Annotated in this window: 20 protein-coding genes; 5 read left to right on the top strand and 15 right to left on the bottom strand. The window is 68.8% G+C overall.

The features are described 5' to 3' along the window. The first annotated feature begins 5 nt into the window (after window positions 1-5). From JMF86_RS14695 to JMF86_RS14680, 4 genes are all read left to right on the top strand, one after another. Entirely contained in the window at window positions 6-1,292 is a 1,287-nt protein-coding gene (locus JMF86_RS14695; RefSeq protein ID WP_011546344.1) for an EAL domain-containing protein, read from the top strand. A 157-nt stretch (window positions 1,293-1,449) separates the two neighbouring features. Beyond that, window positions 1,450-1,836 carry a hypothetical protein gene (locus tag JMF86_RS14690; RefSeq protein ID WP_077180408.1) on the top strand — a complete coding sequence of 129 codons (387 nt, stop codon included), beginning with the start codon at window positions 1,450-1,452 and terminating at the stop codon, window positions 1,834-1,836. Continuing rightward, the gene (locus tag JMF86_RS14685; protein ID WP_077180407.1) at window positions 1,833-2,237 is read left to right on the top strand and encodes a hypothetical protein; all 405 of its coding nucleotides are present in this window, start codon (window positions 1,833-1,835) and stop codon (window positions 2,235-2,237) included. The genes JMF86_RS14690 and JMF86_RS14685 overlap by 4 nt, the downstream gene beginning before the upstream one ends. 96 nt (window positions 2,238-2,333) lie before the next feature. Further along, entirely contained in the window at window positions 2,334-3,059 is a 726-nt protein-coding gene (locus JMF86_RS14680; protein ID WP_053524072.1) for a copper homeostasis protein CutC, read from the top strand. 97 nt (window positions 3,060-3,156) lie between these two features. Here JMF86_RS14680 and JMF86_RS14675 read toward each other — a convergent pair whose 3' ends face one another. The 6 genes from JMF86_RS14675 to JMF86_RS14650 all read right to left on the bottom strand — a co-directional run bounded on the left by JMF86_RS14675 (window position 3,157) and on the right by JMF86_RS14650 (window position 9,100). Then, window positions 3,157-4,512 carry a cytosine permease gene (locus JMF86_RS14675; RefSeq protein ID WP_077180406.1) on the bottom strand — a complete coding sequence of 452 codons (1,356 nt, stop codon included), beginning with the start codon at window positions 4,510-4,512 and terminating at the stop codon, window positions 3,157-3,159. A 221-nt stretch (window positions 4,513-4,733) separates the two neighbouring features. Continuing rightward, entirely contained in the window at window positions 4,734-5,729 is a 996-nt protein-coding gene (locus tag JMF86_RS14670) for a biotin-dependent carboxyltransferase family protein (protein WP_077180405.1), read from the bottom strand. Further along, window positions 5,719-6,594: an allophanate hydrolase subunit 1 gene (locus JMF86_RS14665; protein ID WP_006495445.1), complete on the bottom strand. Its 876-nt coding sequence runs from the start codon at window positions 6,592-6,594 to the stop codon at window positions 5,719-5,721. The genes JMF86_RS14670 and JMF86_RS14665 overlap by 11 nt, the downstream gene beginning before the upstream one ends. Then, a complete protein-coding gene (locus JMF86_RS14660) occupies window positions 6,591-8,048 on the bottom strand; it encodes an acetyl-CoA carboxylase biotin carboxylase subunit (RefSeq protein ID WP_077180404.1) in 1,458 nt (485 codons plus the stop codon). Before JMF86_RS14660 ends, JMF86_RS14665 begins: the two co-directional genes overlap by 4 nt. Window positions 8,049-8,052: 4 nt before the next feature. After that, the gene (locus JMF86_RS14655) at window positions 8,053-8,295 is read right to left on the bottom strand and encodes an acetyl-CoA carboxylase (protein WP_077180403.1); all 243 of its coding nucleotides are present in this window, start codon (window positions 8,293-8,295) and stop codon (window positions 8,053-8,055) included. A gap of 22 nt (window positions 8,296-8,317) precedes the next feature. Next, window positions 8,318-9,100: a 5-oxoprolinase subunit PxpA gene (locus JMF86_RS14650; protein ID WP_077180402.1), complete on the bottom strand. Its 783-nt coding sequence runs from the start codon at window positions 9,098-9,100 to the stop codon at window positions 8,318-8,320. A gap of 259 nt (window positions 9,101-9,359) precedes the next feature. On the opposite strand from JMF86_RS14650, the gene JMF86_RS14645 reads away from it, so the two are divergent. Further along, window positions 9,360-10,277 (top strand): LysR family transcriptional regulator, encoded by a 918-nt coding sequence (locus JMF86_RS14645; RefSeq protein WP_006483476.1) that lies wholly within the window; start codon window positions 9,360-9,362, stop codon window positions 10,275-10,277. Window positions 10,278-10,356: 79 nt separating this feature from the next. Here JMF86_RS14645 and bioB read toward each other — a convergent pair whose 3' ends face one another. The 9 genes from bioB to aceK form a co-directional block, all read right to left on the bottom strand. Continuing rightward, window positions 10,357-11,376 carry a biotin synthase BioB gene (bioB, locus tag JMF86_RS14640; protein ID WP_074802124.1) on the bottom strand — a complete coding sequence of 340 codons (1,020 nt, stop codon included), beginning with the start codon at window positions 11,374-11,376 and terminating at the stop codon, window positions 10,357-10,359. 41 nt (window positions 11,377-11,417) lie between these two features. Continuing rightward, window positions 11,418-12,137: a dethiobiotin synthase gene (bioD, locus tag JMF86_RS14635; protein ID WP_077180401.1), complete on the bottom strand. Its 720-nt coding sequence runs from the start codon at window positions 12,135-12,137 to the stop codon at window positions 11,418-11,420. After that, complete coding sequence (bioF, locus tag JMF86_RS14630; protein ID WP_077180400.1) at window positions 12,134-13,354, bottom strand: 8-amino-7-oxononanoate synthase; 1,221 nt, start codon at window positions 13,352-13,354, stop codon at window positions 12,134-12,136. The genes bioD and bioF overlap by 4 nt, the downstream gene beginning before the upstream one ends. Next, on the bottom strand, window positions 13,351-14,697 hold the full coding sequence (gene bioA, locus JMF86_RS14625; protein WP_171984273.1) for an adenosylmethionine--8-amino-7-oxononanoate transaminase: 1,347 nt from the start codon (window positions 14,695-14,697) through the stop codon (window positions 13,351-13,353). The genes bioF and bioA overlap by 4 nt, the downstream gene beginning before the upstream one ends. Before the next feature lie 516 nt (window positions 14,698-15,213). After that, window positions 15,214-16,485, bottom strand: a complete 1,272-nt coding sequence (locus JMF86_RS14620) for a dienelactone hydrolase family protein (protein WP_201317029.1) — start codon at window positions 16,483-16,485, stop codon at window positions 15,214-15,216. Window positions 16,486-16,591: 106 nt separating this feature from the next. Next, window positions 16,592-17,026, bottom strand: coding sequence for a YchJ family protein (locus JMF86_RS14615; RefSeq protein ID WP_175809922.1), 435 nt, complete (start codon window positions 17,024-17,026; stop codon window positions 16,592-16,594). 42 nt (window positions 17,027-17,068) lie between these two features. Beyond that, entirely contained in the window at window positions 17,069-17,746 is a 678-nt protein-coding gene (locus JMF86_RS14610) for an SDR family oxidoreductase (protein WP_011546335.1), read from the bottom strand. A gap of 112 nt (window positions 17,747-17,858) precedes the next feature. Further along, entirely contained in the window at window positions 17,859-18,626 is a 768-nt protein-coding gene (gene can, locus JMF86_RS14605; protein WP_011546334.1) for a carbonate dehydratase, read from the bottom strand. 56 nt (window positions 18,627-18,682) lie between these two features. After that, window positions 18,683-20,500, bottom strand: a complete 1,818-nt coding sequence (gene aceK / locus JMF86_RS14600) for a bifunctional isocitrate dehydrogenase kinase/phosphatase (RefSeq protein ID WP_054928097.1) — start codon at window positions 20,498-20,500, stop codon at window positions 18,683-18,685. Window positions 20,501-20,740 lie beyond the last annotated feature (240 nt).

Here is a 20,740-nt window from a genome sequence, read left to right as displayed (position 1 = left end):
GAAGCATGACGATCGTGCAACAGGAGCGTCCGGCCGCCGCGTCGCCGTACCGGTTCGAGCGGGAGATGAGCTCCGGCCTCGAACGGCTGGCGACGCAGCATCGCGACCTGACGCTCACGACCGTGTTCCAGCCGATATTCAGCCTGTCGCATCAGCGCGCGGTGGGCTACGAGGCGCTGCTGCGCGCGCACGATGCGCTCGACCGCGCCGTGTCGCCGCTCGACGTGTTCGGCGAAGCCGCGCGCCGCGACGAACTGCTGCAGCTCGACCGGCTCGCGCAGGCGCTGCATCTGGAGAATTTCGCGCTGCTCGGCGCGGAGCGCGAGTGGCTGTTTCTCAACGTCCATCCCGGCGTGCTCACTGACCCGTTCCAGGCGGCCGCGCTGCTCGCGAACCTGAAGCGGCTCGGCATGCCGCCCCGCCGCATCGTGCTCGAGGTGCTCGAACAGCGCGCGGACGACGTCGAGCGGCTCGCGGAGGCCGTGCGCGAATTCCGCACGCACGGCTTCCTGATCGCGCTCGACGATTTCGGCGCGGGCCACTCGAACATCGAACGGATCTGGCAACTGAACCCGGACATCGTGAAGCTCGACCGCATCATGCTGTCGCACGCGGCGCACCGCACCGGGCTCACCGCGATCCTGCACGGGCTCGTGACGCTGTTGCACGAGGCCGGCAAGCTGGTGCTCGTCGAAGGGATCGAGACCGAGCACGAAGCGCAGATCGCGCTGTCGTGCGAGGCCGATTTCGTGCAGGGCTACTACTTCGGCCGCCCGGCGCCGGGGCTGCCCGACAGCGCGGCCGCGACCGGCTGCATCGGCGAGCTGACCGAGCGCTTTCGTCAGCAGACTGAAGCGCGCGAGCGGCGCGACACGCAGCGGCTCGCCCCGTACCTGCGCGCGTTCGAACGCGCGGCCGAGCGCCTCGAGGCCGGCGAGCCGCTCGACGAGGTGTGCTGGAATTTCCTCGCGCTCGACGCCGCCGCGCGCTGCTTCCTGCTCGATGCGCAGGGCCGGCAGTCGGGCCGCAACGTCGTGCTGCGCGCTGATCGCGCGCTGGCCGAGGCGCGTTTTTCGCCGCTGGCGGACGCGCAGGGCGCGAACTGGCTGCGCCGGCCGTATTTCCGCTCGGCGATCGCCGAGCCGGGGCGCGTGCAGGTCACGCGGCCGTACCTGTCGATCAACGAGGCGCAGCCGTGCGTGACGCTGTCGGTGGCCGTGCGCGTCGGCGATGCGCAGCGCGTGCTGTGCGGCGATATCGACTGGCTCGACGACGACGCGCAGGCCGCGTAGCGACGCACGGCTCGCATGCGGAGAGGGCGCGCGGGGCTGCGGGGGCGGCCGTTGCGTTCACCGTGCGCTTCCCCGACAATGGCGCGAGCGCGGCCGTCGTGACCGCGCGCGCCGTCCCGGGGGCCACCATGGCGGCGAATATAAAAAGGAAAACACCATGAAAAGACCAATTTCGCTGACCATCCTCGCGTGGATCATCATCGTGACCAACGCGATCACCTGCGTGTATACGCCGTTCTCGATCGGCATGCCGACCACCCAGGCGCTGCTGTCGCACTACCTGCTGCCAGTCTGGGCGACGCTCGGCATCAGCGTGATCATCGAAGCCGCGAACGTCGTGATCGGCGTCGCGATCCTCAAGGGGCGCGAGTGGTCGCGCAAGGCCTACCTCGCGACGTCGGTGTTCGGCTTCGCGTTTTCGTTCGTCAACATGCCGAAGTCGATGTTCATGGTGCTGATTCCCGGCTTCCTGCTGTTCGCGGTGTTCGTCTATCTGCTGTTCCGGCGCCCGGCGACCGCGTATTTCCGGCACGCCTTCGCGTGAGCGTCGTGCGCAACGCGCTGGCGATCGTGCTGTTCTCGATCGCCGGCTTTTGCGTGATGGCCGCGCAGATGGCCTCGTTCATGAAAGTCGGCTACGCGGGCGCGACGGCCGTATTCGTTGCCGTGCTGTTCGCGGTGTCGGCCGTGCTGCTGGCCGCGGGTGCGTTTGCCGGCGTATTCCGGCCGCGTGCGCGCGGCGCGGGCATCACGTTGCTCGTCGCGGCCGCGACCACGGCGCTCGGGATGCTCGGCTGGGGGATGCTCGTGCTCACACCGGCGATCGTCGACGTGATGCAGCAGCAGGGCGCGTACTTCGATGCGCGCATGTTCCGGTTCGTGTCCGGCACCGCGGTGACGGCGTTGTCCGCGCTCGTCGGCGTCTGGCTCGTGCGGCGCGGCTGACGTACTGGGCTGAAGTCCGCGGCGGCCGCCACGCTGGCGTCCGTCACGCGGCTCGGCTAGGATGCGCGAATTGTCCAGATGATTCGCGGGCCGCCCATGAACCGACACGCCGCTTCCTCCGTTCTCCTCGAAGTGATCGCCACGACCGTCGGCGATGCGAAGGCCGCCGCCCGCGCGGGCGCCGACCGCCTCGAACTCGTGACCGCGATCACCGAAGGCGGGCTGACGCCGAGCGTCGGCCTGATCGAGGCCGTCGTGGCCGCCGTGCCGATTCCGGTCAACGTGATCGTGCGTCCGCACAGCCGCTCGTTCGTCTATGACGCCGACGACCTGCGCGTGATCGAGCGCGACGTGCGCGCGGCGGTCGCGGCCGGCGCGAACGGGGTCGTGTTCGGCGCGCTCGACGCGCATGGCGACGTCGATCTCGGTGCGCTGGCCCGGATCGCGGCGGCCGCCGACGGGCGCGCGCTCACGTTTCACCGCGCATTCGACGTCGCGCGCGATCTGAACGCCGCGTTCGACGCGTTGCTGCGCGTGCCGGCCGTCACGTCCGTGCTGACGTCGGGCGGCCATCCGTCGGTGCTCGATGCGGTCGCGACGATCACGCGGCTCGTGCGGCAGGCGGCGGGCACGACCTGCACGGTGCTGGCCGGCTCGGGGCTCACGATCGACGCGGTCGGCGACTTCGTCCGCGCCACCGGCGTGCGCGCGGTGCATTTCGGCTCGGGTGTGCGGCCGCGCGGCGAGGTGCTGGCGCCCGTCGACGCGCAACGCGTCGAGCGCGTGCGCGCGGCGCTGGACGGCGCGGCGTCGCACGTGTGACGCGCATGCCGAAGCTGCGCGTGGGTGCGTCGAGAAGACTTTCGATTCGCGACGCGCAGGGCAGTCGGATGCAGACGATCGGCCGAGCCGCGGCGCGTCACGTGTTCCGCACGAACCAGGTCCGCTTCGCGGTGCCGAGCAGCGCGCGATAGACGAGCCACGACACGGCGAAGGTGGCCGGCGCCGACAGCGACGCGGCGAACCCGGTCGCCTGGTTCAGCGCGAGCCCCGCGAACGCGCCCGCGAACCACGCGGTTAGGCCGCCCGGATTGAACACCGGCACGTGCGCGTCGCGGCATTCGACGTCGTCGCCGACGAGCTGCCCGTAGCGCGCCGACAAGATGTGCGCGAGCGCGACGCCGACCCACGCGACGACGAAGATGCCCTGGTACGCGAGCGCTTGCAGGATCCGCGAGAAGATGTCGGCCATCATCAGCGCATAGACGACCGCGCCGACCACGACCGCCCACACGAATTTCGGCGCGCGCAGCCCCGCGACCTTCTGGAAGAACGCTTGCATGTTGACGGTCGCGAGGTAGTAGTTCGCGGTATTGATGCGCGACTGCGTGACCCACACGAACAGCAGCCCCCACACGCCCATCAGCTTCAGCAGCGCGAGCACGACCGACACTTCCGACAGCGTGCCGAGCCCGGGAATCGTGCTGACGAGATAGATGCCGGCCGCGCCGTTGACGAGGAACGTGACGAGGTAGAACGGCATCCCGAAGTTGAAGCGGCCGTGATAGCGGGCGTCGGCCTTGCGGCCGAAGCGCGCGTAGTCGAACGTGAACATCATCAGCACCCATACGCCCATGTAGTAGACGAAGCACTGCCACCAGCCGCCGGCCGGGGCGCCGCCCGCCGGCCCGAAATCGAGCCACGCGGCGTGATAGCCGTACTCGGCCGTCGCGAGCCCGACCGCCGCGAGCAACCCGAACAGGTAGAACGGCAGCAGCACGCCGTTGAACTTGTCGAGCCAGTGCTGCACGCTGCCGAACACGAGCGGCACGCTGTAGCAGACGACGATCAGCGCGGCCCACTTGTAGTCGAGCGCTGGAAACTGGTGATGCGCGGCGACCGCGATCACCGAGCCCTCGAACACCGCGTAGTAGATCGCCGTCGCGAAGAAGATCAGCGTCGCGAGCGCCGCGCCCGCGCTGCCGAACAGCACGCGCGAGAACAGCGCGACCGACAGGCCGGTACGGATCGCGTAACGGCTGATGATCGAATTGACGATGCCGTACGAGACGACCGACAGCGCCATCCCGATCAGCGCGTTGCGCGCGCCGTAGGTGAGCGCGAGCGTCGCGCCGACGACGATGTAGAACACCGCGCTGCAGACGGCCCACCACGCCATCGTCAGCGCAAAGGGCGGCATGCGTGCGTGATCGGGAATGGCGAGCGTCGACAGGTCGAGATCCTCGTCGGTGCGGGCCTGAGCCAGGTTGGCCATGAGCGTGCTCCTCGATGAGCGAAACAGCGGACGACGTCTGGGCCGCGGCCCATGCGAGCCGCGGGGTTGCCCCGACGTCGGGGCGGGCAACCGGTCCGGCGAAAACGGCGCGCAGGCGTCCCCGCCGCGCTGCGCGCGGCCGCACGGACGGGAAACGGAAGCGAAGGATGAAAGCGGAGGGCGGCGCACGGCGCCCGGCGCGACGGCCGGACGCGTGGCGCTCAGTCCTTCAGTACGGCGCGCAGCAGCGCGAGGCGCCGCTGGTATTCGCGGCGCGCGGCGAGCGCGTCGGCCATCGTCACGCGCACGAAGCGCGCGCGATGGTTCGGCTGCATCTGGCCGATCAGGTCCATGTCGGCGCTGATGACCGTGCCGATCGTCGCGTAGCCGCCGCCCGACACCGCATCGCGATGCAGGATGATCGGCTCGACCCCGGCCGGCACCTGGATCGAGCCGATCGGATAGCACGCGTCGACGATGTTCGACGGATCGGCCCCGGCGCCGAACGGCTGCTCGCGCGGCCGGAACTGCAGCGGCCGGCCGTTCTTGTAGCGGTAGCCGATGCGGTCCGCCTCGGGCGCGACCGTCCATTCGTCATCGAAGAACGTGTGCGCCGACGCGTCGGTGAGCCGGTAGTGGTACAGCCCCGGCAGCACGCGCAGTTCGACCTGGCTGTCCAGCGGCCGGCTGACCGACGCCGGCAGCTCGCGCCCTTCGCGAAGCGTGCCGCGCGCCGCGCCGATCGGCAAACGGTCGCCTTTCTGCAGGCGCCGGCCCGCGTGGCCGCCGATCGCGCCGAGCGTGTAGGTCGAGCGGCTGCCGAGCACGACCGGCACGTCGATGCCACCCGCGATGGCCAGGTACGCGCGGGCGCCGCCCTTCACGTAGGCGAACGACAGCACGCTGCCCGCGCGAATCCACAGCGCGACGTTGCAGCGCTGCCCGACGCCGTCGATCTTCGGGGTCATCTCGGCGCCCGTGACGGCGACCAGCGCGTCCGCATGGAACAGCAGCTCCGGGCCGAGCAGCGTGCATTCGAGCACGGCCGCCTGTTCCGGATTGCCGACCAGCAGGTTCGCCGCGCGCGACGCGTACTGGTCGAGCGAGCCCGACGGCGGGATGCCGACGTGGTAGTAGCCTTGCCGGCCCGTATCCTGGACCGACGTCGCGAGGCCGGGTTTCACGACCTCGATCAGGTTGTGCGCGTCAGCGGGCATGCAGCACCTCGACGAGAGAACGGTTGACCGCATCGGGATCGCGCCGGAACGCGTCGAGCGAGAATTTCACGGGGCGCACGCGCAGCGAGAAGGTACCCGCTTCGACGGCCGCCACCGCGGCGTCATAGGCGTCGCGATCGATCGGCTGGAACTTCACGATGTCGCCAGGCCGGAAGAACACCATGAAATCGCGCAGGTAGTCGAGCCGCTGCGCGGGATCGAAGATCGGCGCCGGCGTCACGCCGAACATCTGGTAGCCGCCCGCGCCGCGCACCGAGTAGATGCAACCGAAGCAGCCGCCGTGGCCGACCGTCAGCTTCGGCGTGTCGGTGCGCGGCCGCAGGTATTTCGGTACTTCGAGCTGGCGTGCGCGCTCGACCATCTGGTACATGAACGGCAGGCCCGCGACGAAGCCGACCATCGACACGAACCACGGCGAACCCGAGTGCGCGGCGATGAAGTCGTCGACGTCGCGCTTGCCGTTGATCCGCGCCGCATATTCGAGGTCGGTCGACGACGGGTCCTGGTGACGCTCGCGAAACCGCATCAGCGTCTCGTGTGTCCACGGGTCGTTGTACAGCACCGGCACCTCGACGATGCGCGTATCGAGTTCGAGCGGCGCGTCGCCGACCTCGGCCTCGATCGCCTTGAGCAGCGCGACGAGCGTGTCGGGCTCGATCACGTCCGGGTCGTAGCGCACCTGGTAGGACGCGTTCGCCGGACAGATCTCGGTGATGCCCGGCACCGCGCGCCGCTGCAATTCGCGCGTGATCGCCGTGCCCTTGAAGAAGGCGTCGAGCGACATCGCCTCGCTGATCTCGACGAACACGAACTCGTCGCCGCCGAACGTATAACGGGTCGTCACAGGGCCTCCCCGACGCGCGCGGCGTCCGCGGTTTCGTGCTGCCGGGCGGCGGCCGTCGCGGCCTCGCGCCATGACGGCATCCACGCTTCGAGAAAATTCGTGTGATAGCGGCCCGCGCGCACGTCGTCGTCCGCGAGCAGCGCGACGTGCAGCGGCGCGGTGGTCTTCAGGCCGCCGACCTGCAGCTCGCCGAGCGCGCGAGACAGACGCCGCAATGCGGCCGCGCGGCTCTCGTCGTGCACGATCAGCTTCGCGAGCAGCGAATCGTAGAACGGCGGCACGACGTAGCCCGGATAGAGCAGCGAATCGACGCGCACGCCCGGGCCGGTCGGCCACACCAGTGCGTCGATCCGGCCCGGATTCGGGCGGAAATCCTGCAGCGGATCTTCCGCGTTGATCCGGCATTCGAGCGCGGCGCCGCGCATCGCGATGTCGGCCTGCGCGAACCGCAGCGGCTCGCCGTCGGCGATGCGCAGCGTTTCGCGCACGAGATCGATGCCGGTGATCGCCTCGGTCACCGGATGCTCGACCTGGATGCGCGTGTTCATCTCGATGAAGTAGAACTCGCCGCGCGCATCGTCGAACAGGTATTCGAGCGTGCCCGCGCTGCGGTAGCCGACTTCGCGCGCGAGGCGCGTGGCCGACGCGCACAGCGCGTCGCGCTGCGCCGGCGTGAGCGACGGCGACGGCGCTTCCTCGAGGATCTTCTGGCGGCGCCGCTGCAGCGAGCATTCGCGCTCGAACAGGTGGACGACGTCGCGGCCGTCGCCGAGCACCTGCACCTCGATGTGCCGCGCTCGCGCGATGAAGCGTTCGAGATAGACGCCGCCGTCGCCGAACGCGGCCTGCGCCTCGCGCTGCGCGAGCGGCAGTTCGGCGTCGAGCTGCGCGGCGTCGTGCGCGACGCGGATGCCGCGCCCGCCGCCACCCGCGGCCGCCTTGATCATGATCGGATAGCCGATGCACGCGGCGACCGCGCGGGCCGCGTCGAGCGACTGGACGACGCCGTCGCTGCCCGGCACGGTCGGCACGTTCGCGCGCCGCGCGGTGTCGCGGGCGCGCGCCTTGTCGCCCATCGTCGCGATCACCTGTGCGCCCGGGCCGACGAAGATCAGCCCGGCCGCCTCGACCTGCGCGGCGAACGCCGCGTTCTCGGACAGGAAGCCGTAGCCCGGATGGATCGCGTCCGCGCCGCATTGCCGCGCGGCGTCGAGGATCGCGGCCGGATTCAGATAGCTCTTCGCCGCATGCGACGATCCGATGTGGATCGCTTCGTCGGCCATGCGCGCGGCGAGGCTGTCGCGGTCCGCGTCGCTGACCACGGCGACCGCGCGCATGCCGAGCTCGCGTGCCGCGCGGATCACGCGCACCGCGATTTCGCCGCGGTTCGCGACCAGCACGGTCTTGATCCGCGACGGTCGATAGAAGGTGTCGGGGGCGTTTGCCGGCTTCATCGCATCACCCCTCGATCCGCATCAGCACCTGGCCGGCGTCGACCGGCTCGCCATCGTCGACGAGCAGCTCGACGACGCGGCCCGCCGCATCGGATTCGATCTCGGTGAACTGCTTCATCACTTCGACGAGGCCGACCACCGCGCCGGCCGCGATCGTCGCATCCACCGCGACGTAGTAATCCGCCTCGGGCGACGGGCGTCGGTAGAACGTGCCCGGCAGCGGGCTGACGATGTCGTGCAATGCCATCTTGCGTCTCCTTGAATCGGGTTCAGTGATGAGCGGCGAGCGGTCGCGGGCCGGCGGTCCGGATGCCTTCGCGGACCAGCGCGTCGCGCGTTTCGCGCACGAGTTCGAGCGCGCCGGGCGTGTCGCTGTGGATGCAGACCGAATCGAAATCGATGTCGATGTCGTCGCCGTCGATCGTGCGCACCTTGCCGTCGATGCACGCACGCAGCACCTTGTCGGCCACCTGCTGCGGGTCGAGGCGCCCGACGCGGCGCGTGAACACGATGGAGCCGCTGCGGTCGTAGTCGCGATCGGCGTAGAACTCGCGGATCACCGGCTGTTCGTATTCCCTCGCCACGCGATACGTGACCGACGCTTCCATGCAGTACAGCCACAGGCCGGGATCGACGCGCTGCAGCGTCTCGATCAGCAGCCGCGAGAACGCCTCGTTGGCCGCCGCGTGCATGTAGAGCGCGCCGTGCGGCTTGACGTGCTGCAGGCCCACGCCGTTGAGCCGCGCGAACTCGCGCAGCGCGCCGAGCTGATACAGGATGTCGTGGACGAGCGTCTGCGGCGTTTCGGTGATCGTGCGGCGACCGAAGCCCGCGAGATCGCGAAAGCCCGGATGCGCGCCGATCCCGACGCCGGCGTCGCGCGCGAGCTGCACCGTGCGCGCCATGATGTTCGGGTCGCCGGCATGAAAACCGGTGGCGATGTTCGCCGAGCTGATGAGCGGCATGATCTGCTCGTCGACGCCGTCGCCGATCGTCCACGGGCCGAAACCTTCGCCCATGTCCGAATTCAGGTCGACACTGTGCTTCCTCATACGGTTCGTTCCTCCAGGTTCTCCGGTTTCGCGTGCGCCGCAGCGCGTGTCGACACCGTGTTGAACGCAGGTTAGCCGTGCGGGGTGCGTCAAAATAGTTCTATTTTTATATGCGAACGTATCGATTTTTCAGATATCGCGGGAAGCGGCCGCCCGGCGCCGCGGCAGGCGGATGTGCGCGGGTCGGGCGGGTCCGGATTGCCGCGAAACGGACGGTTGATATGATGGTTGCCATGCCCCCATCAGTTTTCCACCGCGCATGGCCCTGACGCTCAGACAGCTCAAGTACTTCGTCGCGACCGCCGAGCTCGGACAGATCTCGCAGGCCGCGATCCAGCTCACCATCTCGCAGTCGGCCGTGACGAGCGCGATCAAGGAACTGGAGGACAGTCTCGGCACGCAGCTGTTCGTGCGCACGTCGGCGGGCGTGACGCTGACCGATACCGGGCGGCGTTTTCTCAATCACGCGTACACGATCCTGTCGTCGGTCGACGAGGCGATGCGGATCCCGAATCTCGAAAGCACGCTGACCGGCACGCTCGCGATCGCCGCGAGCTACACGGTGCTCGGCTACTTCCTGCCGCATCACGTGCTGCGGCTCAATACGCTCTATCCGCGTCTGACGATCCACCTGCACGAGCTGAACCGCGAGTCGATCGAGGAAGGGCTGATCGCGGGCCGCTACGACATGGCCGTGCTGCTCACGTCGAACGTGTCGAATCCGGAGCTCGTGCTGGAGCCGGTGATCCATTCGGTGCGCAGGCTGTGGGTCGGCGCGCATCATCCGCTGCTGCGGCGCGAGAGCGTCACGTTCGCGGAGGTCGCGCACGAGCCGTTCGTGATGCTGACGGTGGACGAGGCCGGGCAGACCGCGCTGCGTTACTGGAACGAGACGCCGTACCGGCCGAACGTGATCCTGCGCACCTCGTCGGTCGAGGCGGTGCGCAGCATGGTCGCGAACGGCAGCGGTGTCGCGATCCTGTCCGACATGGTGTATCGCCCATGGTCGCTCGAAGGGCGGCGCATCGAGACGATCGTGCTGCGCGACCCGGTGCCGCCGATGAGCGTCGGCCTCGCGTGGCGCAAGAACATCGAGCTGAGTCCCGCGATGCACGCGGTGCGCGACTATTTCCGGCACACGTTCATGGAGCCGCGCGCACTGGGCGGCGCGACCTGAGTGGTGCGCGCGGGCGTGAAAAAGCCGGGGCGCGCCCCGGCTTTTTCGTTGGCGGGCGCGGCGCGCCGGCCGTTGCCGCTTACGCGTTGTCCGACAGCGCGTCGGCCTGGCTCGCGCGGATGCCGAGGCGCTCGAACAGCGCGCGGTCGCGCTGCGTCTGCGGGTTGCTGGTCGTCAGCAACTGGTCGCCGTAGAACATCGAGTTGGCGCCGGCGAGGAAACACATCGCCTGCATCGCGTCGTCGAGCTGCTCGCGGCCGGCCGACAGGCGCACGACGGCCTTCGGCATCGTGATGCGCGCGACCGCGATGGTGCGCACGAACTCGAACGGATCGAGCGGCGCGGTGCCTTCGAGCGGCGTGCCTTCGATCGCGACGAGGTTGTTGATCGGCACCGATTCCGGATACGGGTTCAGGTTCGCGAGCTGCGAGATCAGGCCCGCGCGTTCGCGGCGCGACTCGCCCATCCCGATGATGCCGCCGCAGCACACGTTGATGCCCGCGTCGCGCACGCGGTCGAGCGTGTCGAGGCGATCCTGGTACGTGCGCGTCGAGATCACCTGGCCGTAGAACTCCGGCGACGTGTCGAGGTTGTGGTTGTAGTAGTCGAGGCCCGCATCGGCGAGCTGCCGGGCCTGTTCGTTTTCCAGCATGCCGAGCGTCATGCAGGTCTCGAGACCGAGCTCCTTCACGCCGCGCACCATCTCGGTCAGCGCCGGCATGTGGCGCTCCTTCGGGTTGCGCCACGCGGCGCCCATGCAGAAGCGGCTCGCGCCGTTCGCCTTCGCCGCGCGCGCGGCGTCGAGCACCGTGTCGACGTCCATCAGCTTCTCGGCCTTCAGGCCCGTGTCGTGATGCGACGACTGCGAGCAGTAGCCGCAATCTTCCTCGCAGCCGCCCGTCTTGATCGACAGCAGCGTCGACAGCTGCACCGCGTTCGCGTCGAAGTGCTCGCGATGCACCTGCTGCGCGCGGAACATCAGATCGTTGAACGGCAGCTCGAACAGCGCGACGACGTCGGCGACGCGCCAGCGCTGCGACGCCGGGGCGGCCACGGGGATCGCGGCGGGTTGCACGGCGGCGGTCTGGGCTTGGGTCATTTCGTTTTCCTGTCCTGGGCGGGATTGGGGGATCGGTTGGGTCAATGCCGCGCGGCGCGCAGCGACTCGACGAGCGCGGCGATGTCGAGCATCGCCGCGGCGGATTCGGGGGCGGCCGGCGTCATGTGCGCGATGCGGCCGATGAGTGGCGCGCGGTGCTCGCGCGCAAGCCAGTCGCGAATCGTCGCGACGTTCTCGTCGGCGAACGACATGGCCGGGTCGACGTGGTTCGCGACCCAGCCCGCGAGCGTGAGGCCGCGCTGGCGAATCGCATCGGCCGTCAGCAACGCGTGGCTGATGCAGCCGAGCCGGACGCCGACCACCAGCACGACGGGCAGGCCCAGCGCGACCGCAAGATCGGCGGTGTCCTGCGTATCGTTCAGCGGCACGCGAAAGCCGCCGACGCCTTCGACGACGACCACGTCCGCGCGCGTCAGCGCCTCGCGATGGCACGCGACGATCGTGTCGAGGTCGAGCGTCACGCCTTCCTGCGCGGCGACGATATGCGGCGCGGCCGGCGCTTTCAGCAGGAACGGCGTGCGCAGTTCGGGCGGCAGCACGACGTTCGCGGCGGCGTCGAGCTGGTCCGCATCCTCGTTGCGCCACACGCCGTCGCGTTCGTACGCGCCGGCCGCGACCGGCTTCAGCGCGGCCGCGCGCAGCCCGTGCCGCGCGAAGCCGTGCAGCATCGCGGCCGACACGAAGGTCTTGCCGATCTCGGTGTCGGTGCCGGTGACGAAGACGGAGAGCGGGGCGGTCATGCTGCTGCCTCCTGCCGGGCCGCTCCAACGGAGGCCGCGGCCGCCTCGCTGGCCTCGATCAACGCGGCTTCGAGCCTGGCGAGATCGTCGAACGAATGCGCGGCCGACAGCGACACGCGCAGCCGCGACGTGCCGGCCGGCACCGTCGGCGGCCGGATCGCGGGCACCCACAGGCCGTGCGCGTCGAGCGCGCGCATCGCCGCGAGCGTCGCATCGTTGCTGCCGATCACGAGCGGCTGCACGGCCGTGTGCGAATCGACCGGCTGCCAGCGCGTATTGCGCAGCAGCGCGCGCGTGCGTTCGATCAGCGCGGCGAGGTGCGCGCGGCGCGCGTCGCCTTCGTCGCCCGCGATCACCTTGAGGCTTGCCGACACGGCATGCGCGACGGCCGGCGGCGCGGCGGTCGTGAAGATGTAGCTGCGCGCGCGCTGGATCAGCCATTCGATCACGGTTTCATGCGCGATCACGAACGCGCCGGCGACGCCGGCCGCCTTGCCGAGCGTGCCGACGTACACCAGATGCGGCGAACGCAGCGCGGCGGCCGCGAGCGCGCCGCGACCCTGCGGGCCGAGCACGCCGAAGCCGTGCGCGTCGTCGACGACGAGCCACGCGCCGTGGCGTTCGGCCAGCGCGACGAGTTCGGCGAGCGGCGCGAGGTCGCCGTCCATGCTGAACACTGTGTCGCTGACGATCAGCTTCGTTTCGGCCTCCGATGCGTCGAGCAGCGCGGCGAGCGCGGCCGTATCGGCGTGCGGATAGACCTGCACGTTCGCGCGCGACAGCCGCATGCCGTCGATCAGCGACGCATGGTTCAGCGCATCGGAGAAGATCGTCGCGCCCTTGCCGGCGAGCGCCGTCATCGCGGCGAGGTTCGCCATGTAGCCGGTGCTGAAATACAGCGCGCGCGGCGCATCGGAGAAGCCGCCCGCGAAGCCCGCGAGTTCGTCTTCCAGTCTGGCGTGCGCGCGCGAATGGCCGCCGAGCAGGTGCGAGCCGCCGCTGCCGGAGCCGTAGCGCTGCGCGCCTTCCGCGAACGCGGCGACGAGCGCCGGATGCGCGGCGAGGCCGAGGTAGTCGTTGCTCGCGAAGCCGACGATTTCGCGGCCGTTCACGGTCATGCGCGCGTCGCACGCGGTGTCGGCGATGCGGCGCACGCGGCGCAGCCCTTGCGCGTCGAGGTCGGCGAGGCCGCGTTGCAGGGTGTCGAGCAGGCTCATCGGCCGAGATCCTCCAGCGTCGCGTCGAGCGTGTCGCGCGTGCGCTGCGCGAGCCACGCGATGTCGTCGTCGCTCATCACGTATGGCGGCATCAGGTACACGGTCGTGCCGATCGGGCGCAGCAGCAGCTCGCGTTCGAGCGCGTGTTCGAAGAAACGCCGCGAGAAGCCGCGCGCCGCGTCGCCGTCGAGCGTGACGTCGAACGCGAACAGCGTGCCGCGTTCGCGCAGGTGGCGCACCTGGCGGTGCGCGTCGAGCGGCGCGAGCGCGGCGCGCAGCGTCGCCGATTTGCGGGCATTGCTCGCGAGCACGTCGTCGCGCGCGAACAGGTCGAGTGTCGCAACGGCCGCGCGACATGCGAGCGGGTTGCCGGTGTACGAATGCGAGTGCAGGAAGCCGCGCGTCGTGTCGTCGTCGTAGAACGCCGCGAACACGTCGTCGCGCGTGAGCACCAGCGACAGCGGCAGGTAGCCGCCGCTGATCCCTTTCGACAGGCAGATGAAATCGGGCCAGACGCCGGCCTGCTCGCACGCGAAGAAGGTGCCGGTGCGCCCGCACCCGACCGCGATCTCGTCGGCGATCAGGTGCACGCCGAATTCGTCGCACAGCGCGCGCAGCCCGCGCACGTACGACGGATCGTGCATCGCCATGCCGGCCGCGCACTGCACGAGCGGCTCGACGATCAGCGCGGCGATCCGGTCGCCGCGTTCGACGAACAGACGCCGCACGTCCGCGAGCGCGCGGCCGGCGACGTCGGCGGCCGTCTCGCCCGGCAGCGCGCCGCGCGCATCGGGCGACGCGACCACGTGCGCGTGGCGGATCAGCGGGTCGTACGCATCCTTGAACAGCGCGACGTCGGTCACGCCGAGCGCGCCGATCGTCTCGCCGTGATAGCTGTTCGCGACGCAGACGAATTCCTGCTTGTTCGCGCGGCCGCGGTTGCGCCACGCGTGGAAGCTCATCTTCAGCGCGATCTCGACGGCCGACGCGCCGTCGGATGCGAAGAACGCATGGCCGAGCGTGCGCGCGGTGAGCGCGTGCAGCCGTTCGGCGAGCTCGATCGCGGGTTCGTGCGTGCAGCCGGCGAGCATCGCGTGCTCGAGCGTGTCGAGCTGGTCCTTCAGCGCCGCGTTGATGTCCGGGTTCGCATGGCCGAACAGGTTGACCCACCAGGAGCTGATCGCGTCGAAGTAGCGGCGGCCGTCACGGTCGTACAGCCACAGGCCCGCGCCGCGCGCGACGGGGACGAGCGGCAGGCGCTCGTGATGCTTCATCTGGGTGCAGGGGTGCCAGACCGCGCGCAGGCTGCGCGCGACCCAGTCGTCGGTGGCTGGCGTACTCAAGGCGACTCCGGGGGTAAAACGACCGCGCGGCATCGACGGGATGCCGCGCGGCGGGACACGAAACGCGCAGAGATTAGCGTGTTCCGCCGGACGTTGCACTAGCGGTTACAAACGCCGCACAGCCTTACTGGGCGGGAGTTCGGCGCAGTTCGGGGGTGCTCGGAACGGAACGCGGCGGATCAGGCGAAATGCGCGCAGATGACGACGTTCGAGTGACACCCCCCGACAGAAAAAAATCGTGGGCCGGGGCGCGATGGAGCGTCGAAATAGGGGGAGCAATGAGGGTGAGATGCTGACGGCGACAAGGGGGGCGAACTGGTTGTGCGCGGGATCGATCGACGCGGGGCGGCGCAACGCCGGACGACCGGACGAAATCTGGCGCGAATTCAGGTCGATTGCTCGTAAAAACGAGCATTACGCGGCGTGTGCTCGATTTGACAAGCAGGCGGCGGAGTGCCGCGGTGACGTTGAATCGACGGCGCGCGAAGGGGAAGCGGGAGAAACGACAACCGCGCGTCAGCGCGAAGCCAGCGCGCGCGTATCGGTGGCGCGGGTGTTGTCGCCGCCGTTGTCGGCCGTCTGCGTCGTGCTGTCGTTCCACACGACGCGGTCGTTGACCGCATACAGCCGGCAGGCGCCCGCGCCTTGCTTCGCGCAGTTGTCGAGCGCGAGCGCCATCGGATCGTCGCCGCCTTCGGCCCACGACCACGCGCCTTCCGACGACACCGCGAACGCGCGGCTCGGATGCTGGTTCAGGAAGCGGCGATAGCCTTCGCGGCCGGCTTCATCGACGTAAGGCACCGCGTTGACCGCGTCGATCGACGCATAGCCGGTAGCCTTCGGTTCGTGCGGGTTCGCGACCGCATAGCGCACCGCGGTCGGCAGGTTCAGTTCGGCGAGGAACGCGTGCACGGCCGGCCACCAGACGGGCACGCCGTCGCGATCGACGATCAGCCGGTGCGCATCGTCCTTGTAGCGGCCGAAATCGATGAACTGCGCCTGCGTGCCGTGCGACACGTACGCATCGTGCATCTGCGCGACGAGCGCGGGCGTCCACACCGAATCATTGTCGCCGTACAGCCACAGCGACCGCACGGCCGTGTGCGCACCGTATTGGTCGAACGCGTCGACGAGGTTGCGCTGCCAGCCGTCGCACAGGTCCTGGCGCAGCCCGCCGGAGAAGTTGATGATGCCGCGCACGCCCGCCGCGGCTTCGGTGCCGTAGGCGACCGACACGAGCCCGCCGTGCGACGTGCCGGCGACGACGATGCGCGACGCATCGACGTACGGCTGGCGCGCCATGTAGCGTACCGTCGCATCGACGTCCGCGGCCTGCGCGAGGCCGTTCTTGCCGACGTTGCAGCCTTCCTGCCGGTACGTGCCGTCTGAACCGGCGAAGCCCTGGCGATTCGGCGCGATCACCGCATAGCCGCGGCGCACGAATTCGCGCGCGAACGCGAGCGGCCGGCTGCGCGGCTGCTGATGGAGATCGCCGGTATTTTTGCCGTGGTTGAAGACGACGAGCGGGAACGGGCCGGGGCCGTTCGGCTTGAAGAGCGTCGCCTCGAGCGTGACGGCGCCCGACGCGTCGGCCGGAATGCGGAGGATCTGTTCGTTGAGGTCGGCGGCAACCTGCGGCAGGTTCGCGTCGGCGTAGTCGAAGTGCTCGGCGTGCGCGAGCGACCCGCTGGCGCCTGCACCCGTGTTGGCGCTCGGCAGCGTACCGGCCTGAGCGGCCGACAGCGCACAGGCCGCCATCCATCCCACCAATACCTTGCTGAACGCCATCCGTAAGCCCTGCCATGCAACATGACCAATTCGAGCCCATCGTAGCCCGACAAAATCAGGTTGTGCAATGCGGGAATAACCCGGCGTCTGACATGGCAACTATTTGTCAGCGTTCACTTACTTCGCCGTCGACATAGCGCCAGAATCCCTGCTCGTCGCGCTCGAAACGGCTCGTCTCGTGCAGCCGGTAGGCGCGGCCGCCGACCTTGTAGCGGGCCACGAATTCGACCTCCGCGTGCCGGTCGTCGAGTGGCGCGTGGCGTTTGACCGCGAGGCCCAGCCAGCGGGGCGCGTCCGGCGCGGTGGGGTCGGTGTCGAGATCGGGCGGGCAGGTGCGCGCGGCCCACGTCGCGCGCAGGTAATCGGTCGCGCCGAGGACGTACGCGCTGTACCGCGAACGCATCAATTCGAGTGCGGTTGGGACGGCTTCGCCGCCGTCGATGAAGCGGCCGCAGCAGGCTGCATAGCGCGGCGCCGGCGATTTAGCGGGCGCGGGAGACGCGCCGCCGCACGGGCACGCGTCAGGTCGGGTCAAAATCATGCGAAATGTGAATTAACAACGCTGAGTTGCCGGCCGGCGCACTCACCAGCTCAGCTCGACGCCGTCGTACTGGAAGAACCGGCCGTTCGCCTGGGACACGTCCGAAGCGGATTCGGCGATCACGCGACGCATGCCGGTCACGCTCGTTTCCGGATCGATCGCGGCCTGCGCGCCGCCCATGTCGGTGCGCACCCAGCCGGGATGCAGTGAAATGCACGCGGCATGGCGCGTCTGCAGCGACGCGATGCGCAGCGCGTCGTTCAGCGCGGCCTTGCTCGCGCGGTACAGCCAGCCGGTCGTGCCGGTCGCCTCGGCGATGCTGCCCATCCGGCTCGACACGACGGCCAGCACGCCGCGCGCGTCCTCGACGAGCGGCAGCAGGATCGGCAGCAACTGCATCGGCCCGCGCACGTTGGTATGCATCACCGCGTCGAAATCCTCGGCGGTGATCGTCTCGACGCCTTCGGTGCGCGGCCCGTACACGCCCGACACCAGCACGGCCGCATCGAGCCGTTCGCCGTCGAGCTTCCAGCCGAGCGCCGCGATCTGCTCGGGCCGCGCGATGTCGAGCGCATGCGGCTGCGCGCCGAGCGCGCGCAGCGCGTCGAGCGATGCCGCGTCGCGTGCGGTGGCGATCACGTTCCAGCCGTCGCGCCGGTATTGCCGGACGAATTCGCGGCCGAGGCCGCGCGATGCGCCGACGATCAATACGGTTTTCATGTCCGTCGCTCCTTGGATTGGCGCCGCCGTGGCAGTGCCGGTGTCAGATCCGTTCGATGCGTGCCGCGCCCGCGCGGCAGCCGCCGCCGGGCAGCTGGCGCGTCACCGCACGTTACTGCGCGTCGTCGCACGGCTTCAGCGTGGCGGCGACCGCCTGCGCGACGCCGTCGAGCTGCGCGGCGTCCGCCGCGACCATGTCGTTGTCGGGCGCATGTTGGCCGCGCGCGGTCAGCGCCGCCACGCAGCGCTTGTAGGTTGCGTCGAGCGCGTCGAAGTTCGACACGGACATCCCGAGGTTGCGCATCCGGCCGTCGTGCACGCCGTACACGAGCCCGTGCACGGTGAGCGACTGGCCGCGCGCCCACGCGTCGTTGACGATCGTCGTGCGGCACACGTTGACGACCTGTTCGATCGAATTCAGCTCGATCAGGCGACGGTAACGCGCTTCGCCGACCGGCCATTCGTCGAGCAGGGCCGCATGGCGCTCGCGCACGTCCTGCACGTGATGCAGCCAGTTGTCCGCGAGGCCGACGCGGCGGTTGTGCAACGCCGCGTTTACGCCCGAGCAGCCGTAGTGGCCGACGACCATGATGTGCTTCACGCGCAGGATGTCGACCGCGAACTGGATTACCGACAGGCAGTTCAGGTCGCTGTGCACGACCACGTTCGCGATGTTGCGGTGCACGAACACTTCGCCCGGCGGCAGGCCGATGATCTGGTTCGCCGGCACGCGCGAATCCGAGCAGCCGATCCACAGATATTCCGGCGCCTGCTGGTCGGCGAGCCGTGCGAAGAAATCGGGATCGTCGGCGAGCTGGCGCTTGACCCAGGCATCGTTGTTGTCGAACAGATGTGAAAGCGGATTGTCTTGGGTAGTCATCGGTGTGGATTCCGTTGGCGGAAATCAAGTCGATATCGGATCGGGTGTTACCGGCGTCAGGCGGCGCGCTGCGCGTCGCCTGCGCCGTCGTTCTCGCCCGTCGCGCCGAAGCGCGCGGGGTAGCGCACGCAAAAACGCAGGGTCGCGTCGTACGGATAAAAATCGGGCAATTCGCCCTGCATCAGCTTGTCCTTGCTCGCCTGCCACAGCGCGGGGTCGAAAAAGTCCGCGTGATGCTTCATGAAGACGCTGCGCACGCGCGGGTCGCCGAGCAGGAACGGCCCGTAGGTCTCCGGAAAGATGTCGTGCGGGCCGACGGTATACCACGGTTCGCCGGACAGCTCGTCTTCCTCGTTGCGCGGCGGCGGCACGCGCCGCACGTTGCAGTCGGTCAGGTATTCGATCTCGTCGTAGTCGTAGAACACGACGCGGCCGTGGCGCGTGACGCCGAAGTTCTTGTACAGCATGTCGCCGGGGAAGATGTTCGCCTTCATCAGTTCCTTCACCGCGTTGCCGTATTCCTTCACGCCGTGCTCGACGTCCGCGTCGCTGCCGTTCTGCAGGTACAGGTTCAGCGGCGTCATCCGGCGCTCGATGTACAGGTGCTTGATCACGAGCTTGTCGTCCTCGTATTCGAGCAGCGACGGCACTTCCTTCTCGAGTTCGCGCACGAGCGCGTGATCGAGCCGCGCGAGCGGCAGCGCGACGCTCGAATACTCGAGCGTGTCGGCCATCCGCCCGAGGCGGTCGTGGCGCTTCACGAGCTGGTACTTCTCCATGATCTGCGCGCGCGTCGTTTCCTTCGGCGGCGGGAAGTGGTCCTTGATGATCTTGAACACGTACGGGAACGACGGCAGCGTGAACACGAGCATCACGAGGCCCTTGATCCCGGGCGCGATGATGAAGCGGTCGCTCGAATGCGACAGATGGTGCAGCAGGTCGCGGTAGAACAGGTTCTTGCCCTGCTTCTGCAGCCCGACCGACGTGTAGATCTCGGCCTTCGGCTTGCCCGGCATGATCGTGCAGAGGAAATCCACGTACGCGGACGGCACGCCCATGTCGACGAGGAAGTACGAATGCGAGAAGCTGAAGATGATCTGCAGCAGGTCGCGGCGCAGCAGCACGGTGTCGAGCGCGAGCACGCCGGGGCGCACGTGGCGGATCGGCACCGCGAACGGCAGCACGCGGTCGGCGTTGATGATGCGGCCGACGATGTACGCGCTCTTGTTGCGGAAGAACAGCGACGACAGCACGTGGATCTGGAAATTCGGCGCTTCGTCGAAGTGGCCGAATTCGTCGTCGATCGCCTGCATCACGCAGCCGATGTCGCGCGTGAGATCCTCGAACGGCGGGTCGAGCTGGAAGTTCGTGACGATGCGCTCGAGCGTGACCGCGAGCCCGTCGGTGCCCGGATAGTACGCGCGGTAGGTCGGTTTCGCGGCCGGCTCGTCGTTCTCCAGATACTCGGTCGAGATCGCCGGGCGCACGAAGATGAAATCGTTGCTGAAATACGAGCGGTGCAGGATCTTGCAGCACACCGAATTGAAGAAGGTTTCCGCGCACTCGGGCTGGCGGTGCGACGTGAGCAGGCCGATGTAGTGCAGCTTGATCTGCTGCCACACTTCGTCGTCGATGTTCTCCGCGTCGTATTCGTCTTCCAGCACCTCGACGCATTCCTTCACGCGCTCGTCGTACGACGTGATCCGCTCGCGCGCGAGCCGCTGCAGCCCGTGCCAGTCGCCGCGCTCGAACAGCGTCTTCGCATCGACCGCCGCTTCGCGGAAGATCCGGTAATGGCGATCGAAGTATTCGAGCATCGTCTGCGCGACGTCGAAACCGATCTGCGACGACAGCAGTTTGGGGAAGTGATTCATCGCGTGCAGGCTCGTTCAAGGGGCTGTAAGCACCCGCCATTTTAGCGCCCAAGTCGGCGTTTCAATGACTTTCGGCGGGGCGCGTGAGCGGTCGCCAATCGGCGTGTTGCTCGCCGTTAGGGGCCGTTCGGTGCAACTTCGCGTAAAGATACGGGTACGGAACCGATTCTGACACGAACTTTTTTTGACGGGCCGCCGGGCGCCGGGCACGTCTTTCTCGCGACGGCGATAGAATCGACG

The sequence above is a fragment of the Burkholderia sp. E168m15 genome, assembly GCF_016586105.1.
In the GTDB taxonomy this organism is placed as follows: Bacteria; Pseudomonadota; Gammaproteobacteria; order Burkholderiales; family Burkholderiaceae; genus Burkholderia; species Burkholderia orbicola.
Note: the sequence above shows the minus strand (reverse complement) of the source record. Positions and strands in the feature narration are given on the sequence as shown.

Excerpts from the sequence above, each read along its gene's own strand:
- bioB (WP_074802124.1), bottom strand. The coding sequence starts at position 11,376 with ATGACCCAAGCCCAGACCGCCGCCGTGCAACCCGCCGCGATCCCCGTG.
- JMF86_RS14690 (WP_077180408.1), top strand. The coding sequence starts at position 1,450 with ATGAAAAGACCAATTTCGCTGACCATCCTCGCGTGGATCATCATCGTG.
- JMF86_RS14695 (WP_011546344.1), top strand. The coding sequence starts at position 6 with ATGACGATCGTGCAACAGGAGCGTCCGGCCGCCGCGTCGCCGTACCGG.
- JMF86_RS14620 (WP_201317029.1), bottom strand. The coding sequence starts at position 16,485 with ATGGCGTTCAGCAAGGTATTGGTGGGATGGATGGCGGCCTGTGCGCTG.
- JMF86_RS14650 (WP_077180402.1), bottom strand. The coding sequence starts at position 9,100 with ATGAGGAAGCACAGTGTCGACCTGAATTCGGACATGGGCGAAGGTTTC.
- can (WP_011546334.1), bottom strand. The coding sequence starts at position 18,626 with ATGACTACCCAAGACAATCCGCTTTCACATCTGTTCGACAACAACGAT.
- JMF86_RS14655 (WP_077180403.1), bottom strand. The coding sequence starts at position 8,295 with ATGGCATTGCACGACATCGTCAGCCCGCTGCCGGGCACGTTCTACCGA.
- JMF86_RS14610 (WP_011546335.1), bottom strand. The coding sequence starts at position 17,746 with ATGAAAACCGTATTGATCGTCGGCGCATCGCGCGGCCTCGGCCGCGAA.
- bioD (WP_077180401.1), bottom strand. The coding sequence starts at position 12,137 with ATGACCGCCCCGCTCTCCGTCTTCGTCACCGGCACCGACACCGAGATC.
- aceK (WP_054928097.1), bottom strand. The coding sequence starts at position 20,500 with ATGAATCACTTCCCCAAACTGCTGTCGTCGCAGATCGGTTTCGACGTC.
- JMF86_RS14660 (WP_077180404.1), bottom strand. The coding sequence starts at position 8,048 with ATGAAGCCGGCAAACGCCCCCGACACCTTCTATCGACCGTCGCGGATC.
- JMF86_RS14645 (WP_006483476.1), top strand. The coding sequence starts at position 9,360 with ATGGCCCTGACGCTCAGACAGCTCAAGTACTTCGTCGCGACCGCCGAG.
- JMF86_RS14670 (WP_077180405.1), bottom strand. The coding sequence starts at position 5,729 with ATGCCCGCTGACGCGCACAACCTGATCGAGGTCGTGAAACCCGGCCTC.
- JMF86_RS14675 (WP_077180406.1), bottom strand. The coding sequence starts at position 4,512 with ATGGCCAACCTGGCTCAGGCCCGCACCGACGAGGATCTCGACCTGTCG.
- JMF86_RS14615 (WP_175809922.1), bottom strand. The coding sequence starts at position 17,026 with ATGATTTTGACCCGACCTGACGCGTGCCCGTGCGGCGGCGCGTCTCCC.
- bioF (WP_077180400.1), bottom strand. The coding sequence starts at position 13,354 with ATGAGCCTGCTCGACACCCTGCAACGCGGCCTCGCCGACCTCGACGCG.
- JMF86_RS14680 (WP_053524072.1), top strand. The coding sequence starts at position 2,334 with ATGAACCGACACGCCGCTTCCTCCGTTCTCCTCGAAGTGATCGCCACG.